The 17,717-nt window shown below is 53.1% G+C and carries 13 protein-coding genes; 6 read left to right on the top strand and 7 right to left on the bottom strand.

Annotated features, from left to right (window positions below; all coding sequences use genetic code 11):
• Positions 1–46: 46 nt before the first annotated feature.
• The 5 genes from TH4_RS01535 to TH4_RS01555 form a co-directional block, all read right to left on the bottom strand.
• Positions 47–1,039, bottom strand: a complete 993-nt coding sequence (locus tag TH4_RS01535; protein ID WP_209272105.1) for a DUF418 domain-containing protein — start codon at positions 1,037–1,039, stop codon at positions 47–49.
• A 645-nt stretch (positions 1,040–1,684) separates the two neighbouring features.
• Positions 1,685–2,740 carry an isocitrate/isopropylmalate dehydrogenase family protein gene (locus tag TH4_RS01540; protein WP_064779656.1) on the bottom strand — a complete coding sequence of 352 codons (1,056 nt, stop codon included), beginning with the start codon at positions 2,738–2,740 and terminating at the stop codon, positions 1,685–1,687.
• Entirely contained in the window at positions 2,740–3,858 is a 1,119-nt protein-coding gene (locus TH4_RS01545) for a 4-oxalomesaconate tautomerase (RefSeq protein WP_245227671.1), read from the bottom strand. The genes TH4_RS01540 and TH4_RS01545 overlap by 1 nt, the downstream gene beginning before the upstream one ends.
• A gap of 5 nt (positions 3,859–3,863) precedes the next feature.
• Positions 3,864–5,843 (bottom strand): tripartite tricarboxylate transporter permease, encoded by a 1,980-nt coding sequence (locus tag TH4_RS01550; RefSeq protein WP_064779657.1) that lies wholly within the window; start codon positions 5,841–5,843, stop codon positions 3,864–3,866.
• A 123-nt stretch (positions 5,844–5,966) separates the two neighbouring features.
• Positions 5,967–7,067 (bottom strand): type 2 periplasmic-binding domain-containing protein, encoded by a 1,101-nt coding sequence (locus tag TH4_RS01555; protein WP_063088751.1) that lies wholly within the window; start codon positions 7,065–7,067, stop codon positions 5,967–5,969.
• 53 nt (positions 7,068–7,120) lie between these two features.
• Between TH4_RS01555 and TH4_RS01560 the strand changes: the two genes are divergently transcribed.
• Both TH4_RS01560 and TH4_RS01565 read left to right on the top strand, forming a co-directional pair.
• Complete coding sequence (locus TH4_RS01560) at positions 7,121–7,972, top strand: response regulator transcription factor (protein WP_232308386.1); 852 nt, start codon at positions 7,121–7,123, stop codon at positions 7,970–7,972.
• On the top strand, positions 7,969–9,378 hold the full coding sequence (locus TH4_RS01565) for a sensor histidine kinase (protein ID WP_083996932.1): 1,410 nt from the start codon (positions 7,969–7,971) through the stop codon (positions 9,376–9,378). Before TH4_RS01560 ends, TH4_RS01565 begins: the two co-directional genes overlap by 4 nt.
• Positions 9,379–9,455: 77 nt before the next feature.
• Here the strand turns inward: TH4_RS01565 and tcuB are convergent, their stop codons facing one another.
• Positions 9,456–10,586 carry a tricarballylate utilization 4Fe-4S protein TcuB gene (gene tcuB, locus TH4_RS01570; protein ID WP_064779659.1) on the bottom strand — a complete coding sequence of 377 codons (1,131 nt, stop codon included), beginning with the start codon at positions 10,584–10,586 and terminating at the stop codon, positions 9,456–9,458.
• Positions 10,570–11,958, bottom strand: coding sequence for an FAD-dependent tricarballylate dehydrogenase TcuA (gene tcuA, locus TH4_RS01575; RefSeq protein ID WP_064779660.1), 1,389 nt, complete (start codon positions 11,956–11,958; stop codon positions 10,570–10,572). The genes tcuB and tcuA overlap by 17 nt, the downstream gene beginning before the upstream one ends.
• Before the next feature lie 121 nt (positions 11,959–12,079).
• Between tcuA and TH4_RS01580 the strand changes: the two genes are divergently transcribed.
• From TH4_RS01580 to nosZ, 4 genes are all read left to right on the top strand, one after another.
• Positions 12,080–12,730 carry a GntR family transcriptional regulator gene (locus TH4_RS01580; RefSeq protein WP_064779661.1) on the top strand — a complete coding sequence of 217 codons (651 nt, stop codon included), beginning with the start codon at positions 12,080–12,082 and terminating at the stop codon, positions 12,728–12,730.
• A 370-nt stretch (positions 12,731–13,100) separates the two neighbouring features.
• Positions 13,101–13,481: a hypothetical protein gene (locus TH4_RS01585; protein ID WP_064779662.1), complete on the top strand. Its 381-nt coding sequence runs from the start codon at positions 13,101–13,103 to the stop codon at positions 13,479–13,481.
• Positions 13,482–13,485: 4 nt separating this feature from the next.
• A complete protein-coding gene (locus TH4_RS01590; RefSeq protein ID WP_083996933.1) occupies positions 13,486–15,753 on the top strand; it encodes a NosR/NirI family protein in 2,268 nt (755 codons plus the stop codon).
• Entirely contained in the window at positions 15,753–17,699 is a 1,947-nt protein-coding gene (gene nosZ / locus TH4_RS01595) for a TAT-dependent nitrous-oxide reductase (RefSeq protein ID WP_064779994.1), read from the top strand. Before TH4_RS01590 ends, nosZ begins: the two co-directional genes overlap by 1 nt.
• The last annotated feature ends 18 nt before the right edge of the window (positions 17,700–17,717 follow it).

Consider the following 17,717-nt stretch of genomic DNA (forward strand, 5'->3'; position numbering starts at 1 on the left):
AAAGGGCGCCAAACTGGCGCCCTTTTGCATTTCCGACTTTTGTAGCTTAACTGCTAACCGACACAACTCCTTGCCGGGAGTTCGGCCTTGTGAGAACCGCCAAAATCAATTCAAGCGGTCCGCGTGATGCGAAGCGGAACCAAAGCTTAGCAAAAACGATCCACCCCAGATACATCACAACTGAAATCCACAAACAATCAGCCAAACGAACCTGATTGTGCATACCGGCACCGTAACCAAAGAACACCAATCCCATAGCCAATGACATTCCCAAATAGATCGTCAACGACATGCGGCCAGCAGGCGCAATGAATGCAACCAAATTGCTACAAACCGTTGCGCGAAAGGCGACAAGACCATATGCGACAAGAACAATGGACAATGGTACCGCAAACAGCGGGCGCAAAACCAATGTCATCATAAAGAAGCGCTCTGGCTCAAATGCTGCGGGCAACGATGCAAGCGCCCCGTAAAGAAGGCTTCCTGCAATTCCCGGAAATGCGGCAAACGCCGCAATGGTGCGTAATTTGGCAACAAGAGCATCAAAGCCATATTCCTCACAAAACCGCGCGGCGGCAAGCCCCGAAACCATGGCAGCAGCAACAAGCAGATAGTTACTCCAAAGACAATAAAGCTGGAAACCGGCCCAACTCTCAAGACGCACCGCCATTACATCTGCAAAACTGCCGGTCGCCAGAACCACCGAAACCGGTATCTCTGGCGCGACATAAGGCGATGGGTTCACTGTCAGGCTCACCCCAAAAAGCGCATTCCCAACTACAGCCATCGCCCAAAGAGCAACACCACAAACCATAAGTCCGCGAACAGAAATTTTCCGACCGATCAACAAAAGCAGCCCGATCACGGCATAGGGCAACAAAATGTCTGCTTCGAAAAGGAATACCAGATTCACAACGCCGAACAGTGCCAGCACACAAAGCCGCCGAACATAAAAACCGGCCCCATATCGTTTGAATTGCTGTAACGCGGCAAACCCGAACAGGGCCGAGAAAATCAGAATGAATTTGCTTTCAAACAATCCCTGGATCACGCTCGCGGCAAGCACATTCAGCCAAAGCGGCTCCCCGTCCTGCCATGCCCCGCCAGCAAAACCAAAAGTAATCGCAAAGAAGGGCAAATTGACCACAAGTATCCCGAACAAGGCGAACGCGCGAAGGGCGTCAATTGATGACTCACGTTGCAGAAACATCTTACGTCTTTCCTCTTGATTGGAACTCTTAGTAGAAAGACGTTTGGCAACTGATTTAATTCAGGGGACAAGTGCGACTTCTGCGCTGCTTATGCATGCTCGACCGCAAGTCCGATAACCCCGAATTATGACAACCGGGCGAGCGGGACGCAAAAGTCTGATGATTTATGGAGAGAGTAAGGTGACCACGGGAAATCATCATATAATATGATGATTGTCAGGTGCCACAAAAGCTGACATTCGACTTCTCGCGAAATCAATGCCTTAGCATTTTCGATTGCCAGATAAGTTGTCATCGATTGTCACAAAAGCTGACAAAAAGCTGCAGAATTGACAGAAAAGCTGACATTTTTCTGATTGGCTTGAATGCTGCTCCAACAGAGGGGTGTAAGCACTATGGGCTAAAAGCTACCGCAAATTGTCCGTCCATCATCACACATATATAACGGCAATTATCTTGTCGAAACGAGCTCCCTAAAGCTTTTCGACCAAGATCGAGCCAAAATCACTGCAAGACAGTGTCCCGCCAAGGTCAGTTGTTCGCGTGTTCGGATTTTTGAGCATTTCAGCAATTACAATATCGAGACGGTTGGCAGCCTGCTGCAAATCGTTACGTCCGGCTTTTGCCCCCTTCCACTCCAGAAGCAAAGCGGTCGACAACAAAAGCGATACGGGGTTGGCGATATTCTTGCCCGCAATATCCGGCGCGGAACCATGCGACGCCTGCGCAATCGCATTTTCATCGCCAACATTAAGCGATCCCGAAAGGCCAAGCCCGCCTGCAAGCTCGGCCGCCTCGTTTGAAAGGATATCGCCGAACATATTGGTGGTGACAATTACATCAAACGCTTCAGGGGTTCTGACCAGAAGTGACGCCATGGCATCAACATGTTCTTCACGAACCTCAAGCCCGCCTTGCTTTGCGGCTGCTTTTTCTGCTTCGGACAGGAAAAGACCGTCGCTTAACTTCAAAACGTTGGCTTTATGCACGATGGTCAAGTGCCCCCGGCGTTTTGCGGCCAGTCGCGCCGCATAGGCGGCAACACGGTAACTGCCCTGACGTGTTACCTTGCGCGTGGCAAGCGCAAGATCAGGCGTCGGCATCACCTCGCCAGTTCCGGCATACATTGTGCGATCTGCATAAAAACCTTCTGTGTTTTCACGCACAATCACCAAGTCCATGTTCGCAACAGCCGAAGGAAGGCCCTCAAACACCTTTGAAGGCCTCACATTGGCATACAAATCCAGATTGATGCGCAGTGCCGCCGATGGGTTGATCCCGCCCTGATCCGCCGGTGGGTAATGCGCAGTATCAACCGGTCCGAGAATAGCCAAATCGGCTTTCCGCACACGTTCGATCAGTTCTGGCGTAATGGTGGCGCCATGCTTTTCAAGCGACGTAAATCCGACGTCTTCATTGCTAAACTTTAGTCCCAGGGAAAACGACCGGTCCAATGCCTCCAGCACTTTGCACGTGACAGACGTAATTTCCGGCCCGATCCCGTCGCCCGGCATCAATACAACATCCATCAACCCGCAACCTCCGTCAGAATATTTTCAGGGACAAGGACCCTGCCTTCAAACAACCGGCGCGCTGTACGGATCACACCCCCCGATATCACTGAAAGATTTGGCCCAGACCCTTCGATGGTGAGTTCCACGGCAATCACGCCACTTGGATGTTCGATCTGGATCCATTGCTGCGGCTGAGCCTTAAGCTCGATCATACCATCAACAATGCTTCCCGAAAGTGATGCGCAACTGGCAACACATATCGCCCCGGTCACCGCATGGGTTGCATGGCAATTATGCGGCACAAAGTAACGTGATGTAATATCACCACCTTTTGTCGGTTCCGACAAAATAGCCATTTTGGGGACGACCTTACCAGTACAGTCACCCAGCCCCATCAATTCCGATGCCTTGCGACGCACGGCTTCCATCCGGGCAATCAGTTCCGCATTGCTATCAAGCTGTGCCTTGGTTTCGTTCCCCTTAATCCCAAGATCACGGGCCCGAAACATCACCATCGGCACCGCCACATCTATACAGGTCACTTCAAGCCCGTCGATATAGTTGATCGGCTTGCCGGTTGGCAAAAGCCGTCCGGTTTTGCTGCCCATGATATCCTTGAACCGCAATATCAAGGGCGACGCAGTACCGGGTACACCATCAATCGCAGCATCACCGCTATAGGTCACCTTACCGCCCGGCGTGGCAACCAGTACGTCCACCAATGCACCGACATTTTGGTTGTAAATCCGCACCAAGGTTTGATCACCCGTCACCGGCACCAAACCGGCCTCGATCGCGAATGGTGCAACCGCGGCGGTCATGTTTCCGCAATTCGGATTGACATCAACCTCGGCCTTGTCAATGGCGACCTGTGCGAACAGGAACTCGACATCGGCGTCCGGTCGGCTGGATGGCGCAACAATGCAAGATTTGCTGGTTAACGTATCGGCACCGCCAATACCATCAATCTGACGTTTGTCGGGCGACCCCATTGCCGCAAGCAAGAGGCGATCGCGCATTGCGACATCTTCGGGCAAATCACTGGCCAAAAATATCGGCCCCTTGGAAGTGCCGCCACGCATAATCACACAAGGAACGGCATGTTGGTCATTCACAATCATGGTATTTTTCATGTCGATCACCCCAGCGGCCAGGGAAGTTCAATCAGGTCCTGAAGCATCCCTGCCGGGAAATCGAGAACCAGCGACCATGCAAGAATGCAAAGCCCGATAACCGCCAACCCGGTCAAAAGCAGTGTCAAAAGCCAGGACGCGTTGGCCTTGATCCGGAGGAAGGCAATAAAGAAGCCGGTAATTGCAATCAGGAACCCAAACACCGCCGTTCCGACCACCAAGCCTGCAACCCACAGCACGTAGTGCCAAAGACCGGCGGTTGGTTTCACATCCTGATGATCAAGATCATATTCATGGTCGAAATTGGCGGCATGTGAGGCGGGTGATGACACCAGCTGCCAAATCAGGATGGCCGACGCGATCAACATCACAACCGACACAGCACCGGTAAAGACGCTGCCAAGGAAGGAATGCTGGGTTGCATCCCAAATGCCAAAAGCAAAGAAGGCAAAAAGTCCGCCAGCAAACATGATTTGCGGCCAGCGTTTCGGATTATGCGAATGGCTGCTTTCTTCTTCCTCAACCGGGTTTGCCGGGTGTTTGCGCATGCCCATCAGAACCGAAATGATGGTCAGGGCTGCGATAATCAGCACACCAGGGCGTGTCAAAAATTCCCAATTGTAGAATTGCAACGCCTGATAAAGGTAAGTCTCGGTATTGGAAGCAAGGACAAAGCCGATCAAAAATGCCGGACGCGGCCAGCCAAAGCGCTTCATCAGCACACCAAGAACACCAAGCACCAACAACGCAATCATGTCTGACAGCGAACGCGTTGCCTGAAACGCGGCAAAGCAGATCACTGTAATCATGAACGGTGCAAGATAGCCGTATTTGATGGTCGTCAGACGGGATACAAACGGTGAAATCAGCAACGCGCCACCGGCACCAACCACGTTGGCAATCGCAAGCGACCAGATAATCGTGTAGGTGATATCAAGGTCACGCCCGACCATTGCAGGGCCGGCTTCAAGACCAATCAGCACCATCCCGCCAAGGAAAACAGCCATGCTGCCCGAACCAGGAATACCAAACAGCAAGGTCGGGACAAGCCCACCGCCTTCCTTGGCATTATTGGCACTTTCCGGCGCCAGAACACCTCGAATGTCGCCCTTGCCAAACTGGGATTTGTCTTTTGCAGTCTGGACGACATGACCATAGGCAATCCAGTCGACGACACTTCCGCCAAGACCGGGCAAAGCGCCAACGATACTGCCAAGACCGGCGCAACGCAGGCACAGCCATTTATGACGGATCATATCGCGAACACCGTCCCGCCATCCGAGACCGAGGGTGCCCTTGTCTGAAATAGATCGATTTTGCCGGCAAAGATCGATGATTTCTGGAAACGCGAACATGCCCAGACCGACGATGACAAGCGGCAGGCCATCCATCAAATAAACGGAGTCAAAACTCATGCGGAGTTCGCCGGTCGCGGGTGCCGCGCCAAGTGCGCCCAACAACAAACCAAGGCCCGCAGCAATAACGCCCTTTGGCAGGCTTTGACCGGCAAGAACGCCAACCATCGACAAACCAAGAACAGCCAGCATGAACAGCTCGGCCGAGCCAAATGCCAAAATAAGAGGCCGTGCAATCACAACGAAGCCGGTAAGGATAACGGCCCCAACCAAGCCACCGACCAATGATGCCGAAAATGCAGCGCCCAGCGCACGGGCACCATGGCCCTTTTTCGCCAATGGAAATCCATCAAGAACGGTTGCCTGTGATGCACTTGATCCCGGTATCCCCATAAGGACCGAAGTAAAGGTGTCCGAGGTTGGGATAACCGCGACAAGACCGATCAGCATGGCAAGGGCCGAGATTTGATCCATGCCATAGATGAAGGGCAACAGAAGAGACAGCCCTACAATTCCACCCAAACCGGGCAAAATACCAACAACCATGCCCATTCCAACACCCAGCAAAAGATAGATCAGATGGGTTGGTTGCGCGAAATGAGCCAGCGCGGTCATCATTGCATCAAGCATTTGGAAACTCCGTCAAAAGACAAAGTTCGCCCGTTCCCTTAAAACGACCAGACAGTCGAAGGGTGAAAAAAGCGGGGTGGACTAGGCCACCCCGATCAGGATACGGGAGACTTCAGATTTTAATTAGAACTGCACCGAATACTTCTCGGTCAGCCATTTTTGGACCCACTCACGAGCATCTTCAGGAACGTTTACAGCCGTGCGGAAAATGCGTTCTGCAGGTTCGCCAACGATCTGTTTGTACTCGCCAAGGGTTGCCTGTCGATCAGCCACAAAGCTCTCATCTTCGGTGGCAAGCTGTGCCGCGTCACGATACGCCTGGACGATTTCTTCAGGTGTGTCTTTTGGCAAAAAGACCATCTTCTGCGCAGGGAAACCGGCAATGAAGAATGCTTTGTAGGCTTCCCATGCCGGGCCTGAAGGCTTTTCACCCTTCATTTTCTCATATGCTTCCGGGAAGCTTGGCAGATCAGGGAATGACGGATCGCGTACGATGTTCCCATCGTCATCAAGTGCCCCCCAGGAGAACAAAGGAACAGCACTTCCGATATCAACAAGCGGCCGGACGTTATTGATGAAAGCCGAAGACGTCTGGTAATCGATATTGACCTCGCCGCGCTCAAAGGCAAGACGACCGGCCCCGCGGCCCTTCATGCCAAAGACCGCATCAACATCAAGTCCCAGCAGTTCAAAGGCAAGCAACGGAACGAGATCAAGGGATGTCGCCCCCTGGCTGCCATAGCGCAACTTGACGTTTTCCAGTGCTTTCATGTCGTCGGCCGACTTGAGGCCAAGATCCGAATTCACGTAAACAACACCGCCGGTCGGCGATGCAAGAACAACACGCCAGTCACGCATTTCATATTGTACGCGCTTGTCACGCAGAAGGTACGGAAACTGAGTAGAGCCGGAAGTACCGATTGCGGTCAATCCATCGGGCTCGGCACGGGCCTGAAACTGATTGGCACCAGAGGTAGAGCCGCCACCCGGAATATTCTTGACGACAACAGTCGGGCTTCCCGGAAGGAAGACACTGAAATACGGCGCCCAGAAACGGCCCCAAGTATCAGTCCCACCACCTTCGCCAAACGGAATGATCAGTTCGACGCGGTCTCCCTCGAAATTTGCATCCTGTGCGGTTGCTGTACCGGCAAAGCCAAAGGCAATTGCCGCAGCCGCGCACGCGGACTTGAATGACAGATTAAAGTTCTTTCCCCATGACATTGGGCGTTCCCTCCATAACGGTTGTTTTATCTCGAATGGAAGGAAAGAAACGGGTGACGCAGATCGCGCCATCAATTGTCGATTTCCTCCCATTCAGGCTTTCGGCTGTTATTGTTTTTTTCCGGTCGTTGCCGGGAGTGCCGCTTGCCCCTGAAGGAAAATCTAAACGAAAAAGCTGTCAGTTAGCTGTCGATGGTCAAATTTTTAATTTTCGCAGCTGTTTTCGATGTTATTTAAGGGAAATGCGCATTCTGATCGTAGAAGACAACCTTGTTCTGGCCGATAAAATCGCTGCTGCTCTCCGGCAGACCGATCATGCTGTCGATATGGTTCATGATGGAGAGGACGCGCTCAACCTTGTTCTGCAAGAGACGTTCGATCTTCTGATTCTCGATTTATCACTGCCGGGACTGGACGGAATTGAAATTCTGAAAACCGTGCGAGCACGCCAGATCAATTTGCCGGTTATGATCCTGACCGCGCGTGGTAATCTCGATGAACGTGTTGCCGGTCTGGATGCCGGGGCAGACGATTATATGGTCAAACCTTTCGAGTTGTCAGAACTCGAAGCCAGAGCCCGGGCTCTTCTGCGACGCAATATTGGCAAGCGCAATCCCTATATCACGGTTGGAAAACTGTCCTTCAATTCGGTCGACAGATCCGTGACCATTGATGGTCAGCCTGTCTCGCTGACGCCGCGCGAACGCGGGGTGCTTGAAATTCTGCTGCTAAATATCAGTCAGGTGATCAGCAAGGAAAAAATCGCCCTGCATCTTTTCGGTTTTGATGATGAAGCCAGCGTAAAATCAATCGAGCTTTACATCAGCCGCCTACGTAAAAAAATTGCTTCAGGTGATGTCGAAGTCCGCACCATTCGCGGACTTGGTTACATGATTGACGAATGAACGAGAACGCCACAGCCATATCCACTTCTTTACGCGCAAGGCTCCTGCGCTGGCTTTTGCTGCCTGGTTTCTTGCTGACCTTCGGGCTGTTGGCAAAGAACTACCTGACCGTCAGTGAAATGGCCAACCGCATACAGGATCGCCTTCTGGTCGCGCTGGCGGTGACCATTTCCGAACATGCGATCAATTCCGGCGGGGATCTGTTGTCGCGCGATATTGAATTGTTGCTTGAGCAATTCACCCGCGAAAACACCTATTACCGCGTTCAGGGCCCAGACGGGGCGTTTGTGACAGGTGATTTCGGCCTCCCACGCCTGCCTGAGGGCGTAACGCTGGAACCCGGTGTTCCCCATTTCTACAATGCCCATTACCGTAACGAAGACGTGCGCGCGGTCACCATGAAGTACCTGGTCGCCAATCCGTCCTCGAACATCTATGGCTGGGTGATCATCGATGTCAGCCAGACCCGTCGCGAACGCGACAATCTGATTTATGACGAACTGCTGGGATCGACCACAGATTTTCTGGTTTTGATGTTTCTCGGCGGCGTTTTCGCGTGGATCGGTGTTTCGCGTGGGCTTGCGCCACTCAGACGACTGCAACAGGCAATCCGGCGCAGATCAACGGATGATTTGCGCCCGATCCGTCATGCCATGCCCAAGGAAGTCACCGAGGTCGTCAAGTCTCTCAACGCGCTTCTGGCACGTCTCGAAAGCTCCATCACGGCCAATCAACGTTTCATTGCCGACGCCTCGCACCAGTTGCGCACCCCTCTTGCGACGGTGCAGGCCGAAGCCGAATGGGCCTTGCGCAATGCAAGCAACCCGGAAGACCGGCAGGCACTTGAACGTATCGTTGACCAAACACGACAAACAGCAAGATTGGCCAGCCAGCTTCTCAATCTTGCACGGGTATCCCCCGAAGGCCGAAAAGCTGTTCGCTATGAGAAAACCGATCTGCTCGCACTTGCTGCCTCAGTAACATCTGGCATGGTCCGTCAGGCAATCCGCCACGATATTGATCTTGGCTTCGACGATCAAAGCGAAGGCATGAACTGCCAAATAGAAACCGGCAACGAGGTTTTACTCCAGGAAATGCTGAGCAACCTGATCGATAATGCCATTGTTTATGGCACGCCCGGCACGATCGTAACGGTTCGGCTGATTGGGGGTGGCGTTGCTGTCGGTCCGGTTCTCGAGGTCGAAGACAATGGCCCGGGGATACCGAAAGAGGATCGCAAAGCAGTTCTGGAGCGTTTCGTAAGACTTGATGAGCAAAACGGACAAGGCTGCGGTCTTGGTCTCGCTATTGTCAGGGAAGTTGCAGACGCACATCGGGCACGCTTGACACTCGAAGACGGTAAAGACGGCAAAGGCCTGAAGGTCCGGATCGAATTCCCGCTCTAGGCGTTATTTGCCGCGATTCACCGACCGATTTGGCAATCGGCTGGCACATGATGTGCCAGCCTTTAACGTCATGAAATTCAGATAGTCTTCCTGCTCTGGCAGACACCGATCACCTGTTTGTGATCGTTTTTCTCTACTGCAAAGACAATCAGCGCAATCAATCGGTAGAACCCGTGGATAAACTTGCCATAGGGCATCGACAAAAACAGGGTCATCACAACCCCCAGATGAAGGCTTAGCATCACCCCGACATAGTGCGTATCACGTACAAACATCAGGCAAAGTCCCGTGAGACTGGTCAAAAACAGCAAAACCAGGAAACTGACATCCATACCTTTGTTGGTTTTGCCCTTCGGGGCAGCATCGGCCTTGGCCTTAAGCATCAAAAGACCGGCAGGTCCGACAATAAGCCCGATCCCGCCAAGGATGCCAAACAGCTTTGGCAGGCTGAAGTATCCATAGGGTGCGGGAAGATCGAAGCCGTAATGCAATATCGTGGCACTTGATGTCGCAGCAAAGCACAACATAAAGCCCCAGAAAGTCATTTGATGGAGCCAACGTCTGGCCATTGATGGCGTCTCGCCGGGATAGGAACAGCCCTGACCATTCCCGCCATCAAGGTATTTGAGGGAAAGTGCATCCTTTATGCCCTGCATGACGCGTGGATAATCAAGCATCAGCGGACTTGGCAAATTCATTGTCCGCCAGAACTTCACAACCGACCCCACCAGTGCAAGCAAAACAAAGCCGCCAACGATGCCAAACAGTGTTGCCAAAACATTGTGCGAGATGACGCCATAAAATGCATTCTCATGCGCTGCAAAGAAGTCGGCCCCTGTTAAAATGGCAGTCGCCCCGAAAAACAGAGTGATCACGATGACGGACAGCAGACTGACCCAAAGGCCATTATTGGCAAACAGCCGGCCCATAAAGCCCGGCCATGCATAAACCCCGTAGTTTTCCTGACGGAGCTCGGCCATTGCAGCAGGTACGTTCAGCTGAAATTCGTGCGGTGGTGCATATTGGCAATTGTGATAACAAGCCCCGCAGTTGTGGCAAAGGTTTGCCAGATAATCGAGCGTGTCGGAGTTGAATTCCAACCGCAGCTCCATCGCCTGGAAAACAGCGCAATGCCCCTCGCAATAGCGGCAGGCGTTGCAGATCGTCATCACACGCGCGGCTTCGGTTGTTTTATCGGTTGAGCGCATAATCGGCAGCCTCGCTTCCTGCAATTCGTCCAAATACATTGCCAATCGTCATGCCAATCCCGGCAAGATATCCTTGGCCTAATACGTTGCCGGCCATGATTTCCCCGGCCGCAAAGATGTTCGGGCTTTCGGTTCCGTTCGCCATCTGCATCTGCGCCTTTTCACTAACTTCCACACCGAGATAGGTGAACGTGATGCCAGGTCGCAGCGAATAGGCACTGTAGGGTGGATGATCGAGTGTGCGCGCCCAGTTGGTTTTGTTCACCGCAAGCCCGTTGGTATGCACGCCGTCAAGCTCGGTATGATCGAACTGCCCCGGTTGAACCGATGCGTTATAGTCGTTGACGGTTTTCTCAAGTGCTGCCGGGTCGAGACCAATTTTTTCGGCCAATTCACCGATTGTATTGGCGACAACGGGTGGGAAGACCGGCGGCATGAAGGCACCGCGTGCTTTCTGGTCAATGATGACGTGGGCGACCTGATCAGGCTGATCGGCAACAAGACGCCCCCAGATTGCATAGCGCTTTGGCCAGAAATCTTCGCCTTCATCGTAAAATCGTTCGGCGTTCTTATTGACCACAATGCCAAGCGACACGCAGTCAACCCGCGTACAAATCCCGCCATCGAACTTTGGCGCGCGTCCGTCAATTGCAACTGCATGGCATTGATTGGGCTCACCGATCTGTTGGGCGCCGGCGTCCAGCAGAATACGCAACAAGTCACCCCGGTTATAAGGTGTCCCACGGATCAGGAAGTTTTCGGCGATGTCACCCCATGCTTCCTTCAGCCATTCAATGTTTGCTTCAAACCCGCCACCAGCGGCCACGAAGGCCTTGGCCGATATCGTATGCTCGCCAACCTGAAGGCTTTTGAATTCTCCGTCTGCAATATCGACGGACGAGACCATCGCATCGTAGTGGACTTCAACGCCAAGCTTCTCGGCATGGCGATAAAGCGCATTCAACAGTTGCTTGCCGCCCCCCATAAAGAAGGCGTTGGTTCGTCCTAGATGCAGGGTTCCACCCAATGGCGGCTGAAACTGCACGCCGCGCTGTTCAAGCCAGGCAACCGCCTCTGTCGAATTTCGCAAAGTCATACGCGCCAGCGTTTCGTTGGTCTTGCCCTTCGTCACGCGCATCAGATCATCCCAATATTCGGCCTCGTCATAGGTGCCGCTCAGGACTGACAAGGGACCAATATGCATCGGGCGCAAATTACGCGTATGGCGGGTATTCCCGCCACGATGAGTCCGAGGCGCACCTTCAAGCAAACAAACACGCGCCCCTTTTTCCGCTGCGACGATTGCTGCAATAAGCCCGGCCTGCCCACCGCCCGCGACAAGAACATCGTAATGATCAAATCTGGTTTTCACAGCACCCGCACCTCTCTTTGTATGTTTTTGGATACTCTTGTATACAATTGTCTGCAAGACTTGTGATTTCACAAGGCGTGTGTCAAGTTAAAACCAGACAGAACAAAGCAGGTGCCGCTCAATGAGCCCAGATTCCGCCGATCAGCAGCCTCGCAGCGAAGTTGCCTATCAGAAGCTTTTAGCAGCGATTCAGCACGGCGAGCTTAAGCCGGGAACCCGAATCCGCGAGGTGGAGGTTGCTGAAAGGTTTGGGATTAGCCGCACCCCGGTCCGCGATGCCATCCGGCGCCTTGAAAGCGATGGATTACTTATCCACCTGCCAAGGCACGGTGCGGTGATCCGGGAACTGGATCATCGCGAAGTGATTGAACTGTATGAAATCCGCGAAGTTCTGGAAGGAACAGCCGCCCGCTATGCCGCGCGCCACGCATCGGAGCTCGAAATTGCCGAGCTTGAAGACCTCAATGAACTGATGCTGAAAAATGGTGATGACCCGGTAAAAGTCGCAGAAGCCAACCGATTGTTTCATCAGGCGCTGTATAGAACGGCGAACAACCGTTTTTTGATTGATGCTCTGAATTCTCTATCGAACTCAATGGCCCTTCTCGGCGGTACGACCCTTCAATATGCAAACCGGCCAGAAAGCGCTTACCAGGAGCACAAAGACATCATCGACAACATCCGCTCAAGCAATGCCGACCAAGCCGAAGCAACCGCGCAACATCACATCCGGAACGCACAAAGACTAAGGATCAAGCTATTGCGCGAATAGGATTTGCAGCCACGCTCAAGAAACCGGACGAGGCGCGGACCGAGAATATAAAAGTATGATGATTGGAGAAGATGGAAATTACCACGGGCAATAGTCATATAATATGAGTATTGTCAGGTGCCACAAAAGGTGAAATTTTTCTCAAAGTACTTTTGCCAACGGAAAACTGACGCGCTTCGTTTACCGGACACGTTTACAGTTTGAGGGTTGAACATGATTTCTTCCTTGCACAGTTCTTCGGATATCGTCCCCCAATAAACTTGGCCAACGTCAACGTTAACTGTCTCAGTGCAATCAATTGAAGCTCAAGCTCCTAGTCACTTGACCACTGTCAATAATCAGGAATCTGCTATGGAATATGAGAAGCATTATGGAAAAAATGCTTCGCACATTTCTGTTGTTTCTGATCGCACTCTCCCTGACCGGAACCGGTGTTGCTCAGGCTATTGCTCAGGTGACGAAGCAAACTGCAGCTGCTGACCTTGTTCAAATCACGATCTGCAGCACAGACCAGACTCCCGTGACAATATTGATCGACCGGAACGGCAACAAAGCACCCGCACCTGTCGAATGCGATTACCCAAATTGCATGAACTGCCTGAGCGGATCTGCATTCCAGCTTTCAGACCCAATTGGCGTGCCCGAACATGACCGCAAAGTCGTTCTGACGATCTTCCCCATGTCATTTGACCACGCCGGCGCGACACCCACTGCACCGGCAACCGCACGCGCGCCTCCGTACAAGGTTTGAATTCATGAACATCCCATTTGCCCCACGTCATCTTCAGACCAAATACCAGGCACCCGGCGCATTGATGCTCCTGCAATGTCTTCTGGTCATTGCTGTTGTTTGTCTTCTTTCTTCAGTGCTGTGGGTTTCCCAGGCAAACGCGCAAAACAAACCTGTTCTGGCGCAGTTCATTGAAAAAGTTCCCGCAGCATCCCTGGTCGAGGGTGCTGATGATTATGGTCCGGTTCAAAAAGACGTGCCGGTCGCACCGGTTCTCAAGAACGGTGAGCAGATCGGCTGGGCTTTTATTACCTCTGATTTTGTTGGCACCACCGGCTATTCCGGCAAACCGATCCATGTGATGGTCGCTGTTGACTCACAGGCCCGGATCATCGGTGTCAAACTGGTCAAGCATTCCGAACCGATTGTCCTGATTGGCATTCCAGAAGAGCGGATCGCGTCACTCACCGAGGGATATGTCGGCTTTGACCTAGTTGCCGCAACAAAAGATGCAGACCACGAGCTGAATATTATTTCCGGTGCAACGGTGACCATTATGGTCATCGATGACTCGATCCTGCGCTCGGGCATCAAGGTTGCGCGCATGCTCGAATTGGGTGGATTGAGTGCCCCGGAGCAATCCAATGCAGCACAATTCAAAATCAGATCGGATGCGACCGCCCCGGAAGACTGGTTCACACTGGTTGGTGACGGGACTATTCGTCGCATGTCACTTGATGTCGGTCAGGTAAACGATGCATTTGCCACGATGGATGATCCAAGGGCGCTTGAGCGGCCAATCGAAGCCCCGGCCGAAGAAACCTTCATCGACATGTATGTCTCGCTTGTCAGCATCCCGGCCATTGGCAAGGCCACACTTGGCGAGCGCGGCTACAACAATCTGAAAACCTGGCTCAAGGATGGCGAAGAAGCCATTCTTGTTACCGCCCGGGGACAATACTCCTTCAAGGGTTCGGGATATGTCCGCGGCGGCTTGTTTGACCGTATCCAGCTTATTCAGGGCGATATGTCGGTACGTTTCCGCGACCGCAACCATCGCCGTGTTGGTGACATCATGGCCGATGGCGCACCGCAATTCAAAGAGATGGATCTGTTCAAGATCCCGGCAAGCAGCAACTTTGACCCGACACAACCCTGGCGTCTGGAACTTCTTGTCCATCGTGATGTCGGCGCAATTGAACGTCTCTACACCACCTTTGACATCGGCTGGCAGCCGCCAGTCAACTACCTCACCAAGATAGTTTCGCCGACGCCAGAGGCTAACAACTCAACCGGGGCCAGTTTCGCAACGGACGAACAGACTGCCAAAACCGCCCTTTGGCAGCGGATCTGGCGTGACAAGACGGTCGAAATCGTCGTGCTCAGCATCATGCTGATTGTTCTGACCGCCGCATTCTTCTTCCAGGGCTTCCTGACACGTTCTGCAAAATTTACCTTCTGGTTCCGCATCTGCTTCCTGACTGTCACGCTGGTGTTCCTTGGCTGGTATGCCAACGCACAGCTTTCCGTCGTCAATCTTATGGCGCTGACCAACTCGCTTGTGACGGGATTTACCTGGGAAGCGTTCCTGCTTGATCCACTGACCTTTATTCTGTGGTTCTCGGTTGCTGCGGCGCTGATCTTCTGGGGGCGCGGTGCCTATTGCGGCTGGTTGTGCCCGTTTGGCGCGCTTCAGGAACTGACCAACCGGATTGCCAAATTCTTCCATGTCCCGCAATGGACGCTTCCGTGGGGGCTGCATGAACGGCTCTGGGCGGTGAAATACATCATCTTCCTTGGCCTGTTTGGCACCATGCTGGCCTCCATTGATCAGGCGGAGAAGCTGGCCGAGGTCGAACCTTTCAAGACCGCCATCATCCTCAAATTTGATCGGGCATGGCCGTTTGTTCTTTACGCGCTTGTCCTTCTTGGCGCCGGGCTTTTCGTCGAACGGTTCTATTGCCGGTATCTGTGCCCATTGGGCGCAGCCCTCGCGATCCCGGCGCGTATGCGCATGTTTGACTGGCTCAAACGCTACAAGGAATGCGGCAGCCCCTGCCAGAGCTGCGCGCATGAATGCATGGTTCAAGCCATCCACCCCACTGGAGAAATCAACCCCAACGAGTGTCACAACTGCCTTCACTGTCAGGTGCTGTATCAAAGCGAAAAAATCTGTCCGGTCGTGATCAAGAAACTCAAGCGGCAGGAAAGCCTCTTGGCAAGCACGGAAGGCGCACAAAAAGCGCTGAACCGGACCCGGACGACCAAGCAAAATCTCAAGGAGAAGTCATGATGTCTGACAAAACATCCAAACCCGGAATCAGCCGACGTGATCTATTTGGCGTAGCCGCTGGCGGTGCTGCCTTTGCCGGTGCGGCAGGTGCTGCACGCTTGGCAGCAGTCGGTGGCGCAACCGGTGCTGCAACAGCCCTTTCGATTGGCAGCGCCCAGGCTTCAACCGGCGCTGAAGCAAGCCTCGCCCCCGGTCAGCTTGATGAGTATTACGGTTTCTGGTCGTCGGGCCAGACGGGCGAAATGCGCATTCTGGGTATCCCGTCCATGCGTGAACTTATGCGCGTTCCTGTTTTCAACCGTTGCTCGGCAACGGGTTGGGGGCAGACCAATGAAAGCCTGAATGTTCTTACCGAGAACATGTTGCCCAAAACCAAGGAATTTCTCGCTGCCAACGGCAAGAAGATCCATGATAACGGCGACTTGCACCACGTCCATATGTCCTTCACCGAAGGCAAGTATGACGGCCGTTTCCTGTTCATGAATGACAAGGCGAATACGCGCGTGGCGCGTGTGCGTTGCGATGTCATGAAGGCTGACAAGGTCCTGGAAATCCCGAACGCAAAGGCCATTCACGGCCTGCGTCCGCAAAAATGGCCGCGTACCAACTATGTCTTTGCCAATGGCGAGGACGAGACGCCGATGGTCAATGACGGCAAGGTGCTTGATGATCCGTCGCAATACGTAAACTTCTACACTGCAATCGACGCAGACGAGATGCAGGTCGCATGGCAGGTCATGGTATCGGGCAACCTTGATAACACCGACGCCGACTATGACGGCAAATATGCCTTTTCAACCAGCTACAACTCGGAAATGGGGATGAACCTTGCGGAGATGACCGCGTCCGAGCTTGATCACGTTGTTGTCTTTAACATCAAGGAAATCGAAAAAGGCATCGCAGCAGGCGATTACATCGAACTCAATGGTGTAAAAGTTATCGATGGCCGCAAAGGCAAGAACAAGAACTACACCCGATACATCCCGATCCCCAACAGTCCGCATGGCTGTAACATGGCACCGGACAAGAAGCACCTTTGCATCGCCGGCAAGCTTTCCCCGACTGTATCGGTGATTGATGTCACCAAGCTGGATGCCGTGTTCTATAACGGCGCAGAACCGCGTTCCGCCGTTGTTGCCGAACCGGAACTGGGTCTTGGTCCGCTACATACCGCATTTGACGGCAAGGGTAACGCACTGACCACCCTGTTCCTCGACAGTCAGGTGGTCAAATGGAACATTGAAAAAGCCGTGCGTGCCTATGCTGGTGAAAATGTCGATCCGATCATCAAAAAGGTCGATGTCCATTACCAGCCGGGCCACAACTCCACCTCGATGGGGGAAACTCTGGAAGCTGACGGGAAATGGTTCATTTCAATGAACAAGTTCTCCAAGGACCGCTTCCTGAATGTCGGCCCGCTTAAGCCAGAAAACGAACAGCTGTTCTCGATGCAGGGCGATGATCTGGTTCTTATGCATGATGGTCCGACATTCGCCGAACCCCATGATTCGATCATTGTTCACCGTTCGGTGGTCACCCCGGCCAGTGTCTGGAATCGTCAGGATCCGATGTGGGCCAGAACCCGCGAACAAGCCGAGGCAGATGGCGTCGACATTGACGACTGGACCGAAACCGTTGTCCGCGATGGCAACAAGGTCCGTGTCTATATGAGTTCTTCAGCGCCAACCTTCAGCCTTGAGTCCTTCAAGGTCAAGGAAGGCGATGAAGTAACCGTCATCATCACCAACATGGACGACATCGATGACCTGACACACGGTTTCACCATGGGGGACCATGGCGTTGCATTCGAGGTCGGCCCACAAGCAACTGCATCGGCAACCTTTGTCGCCTCCAAACCGGGTGTCTACTGGTACTATTGCCAGTGGTTCTGTCATGCCCTGCACATGGAAATGCGTGGCCGTATGTTCGTTGAACCGCGGAGTTAACCTGTGATGTTGCGCCCC

It is taken from the genome of Thalassospira tepidiphila MCCC 1A03514 (assembly GCF_001662875.1).
In the GTDB taxonomy this organism is placed as follows: Bacteria; Pseudomonadota; Alphaproteobacteria; order Rhodospirillales; family Thalassospiraceae; genus Thalassospira; species Thalassospira tepidiphila.

What these genes read in the sequence shown, in the direction of transcription:
- TH4_RS01540 (WP_064779656.1), bottom strand. Translation starts at nt 2,740, where the DNA reads ATGGATGTTGTATTGATGCCGGGCGACGGGATCGGGCCGGAAATTACG.
- TH4_RS01545 (WP_245227671.1), bottom strand. Translation starts at nt 3,858, where the DNA reads ATGAAAAATACCATGATTGTGAATGACCAACATGCCGTTCCTTGTGTG.
- TH4_RS01550 (WP_064779657.1), bottom strand. Translation starts at nt 5,843, where the DNA reads ATGCTTGATGCAATGATGACCGCGCTGGCTCATTTCGCGCAACCAACC.
- TH4_RS01555 (WP_063088751.1), bottom strand. Translation starts at nt 7,067, where the DNA reads ATGTCATGGGGAAAGAACTTTAATCTGTCATTCAAGTCCGCGTGCGCG.
- TH4_RS01565 (WP_083996932.1), top strand. Translation starts at nt 7,969, where the DNA reads ATGAACGAGAACGCCACAGCCATATCCACTTCTTTACGCGCAAGGCTC.
- tcuB (WP_064779659.1), bottom strand. Translation starts at nt 10,586, where the DNA reads ATGCGCTCAACCGATAAAACAACCGAAGCCGCGCGTGTGATGACGATC.
- TH4_RS01580 (WP_064779661.1), top strand. Translation starts at nt 12,080, where the DNA reads ATGAGCCCAGATTCCGCCGATCAGCAGCCTCGCAGCGAAGTTGCCTAT.
- TH4_RS01585 (WP_064779662.1), top strand. Translation starts at nt 13,101, where the DNA reads ATGGAAAAAATGCTTCGCACATTTCTGTTGTTTCTGATCGCACTCTCC.
- TH4_RS01590 (WP_083996933.1), top strand. Translation starts at nt 13,486, where the DNA reads ATGAACATCCCATTTGCCCCACGTCATCTTCAGACCAAATACCAGGCA.
- nosZ (WP_064779994.1), top strand. Translation starts at nt 15,753, where the DNA reads ATGTCTGACAAAACATCCAAACCCGGAATCAGCCGACGTGATCTATTT.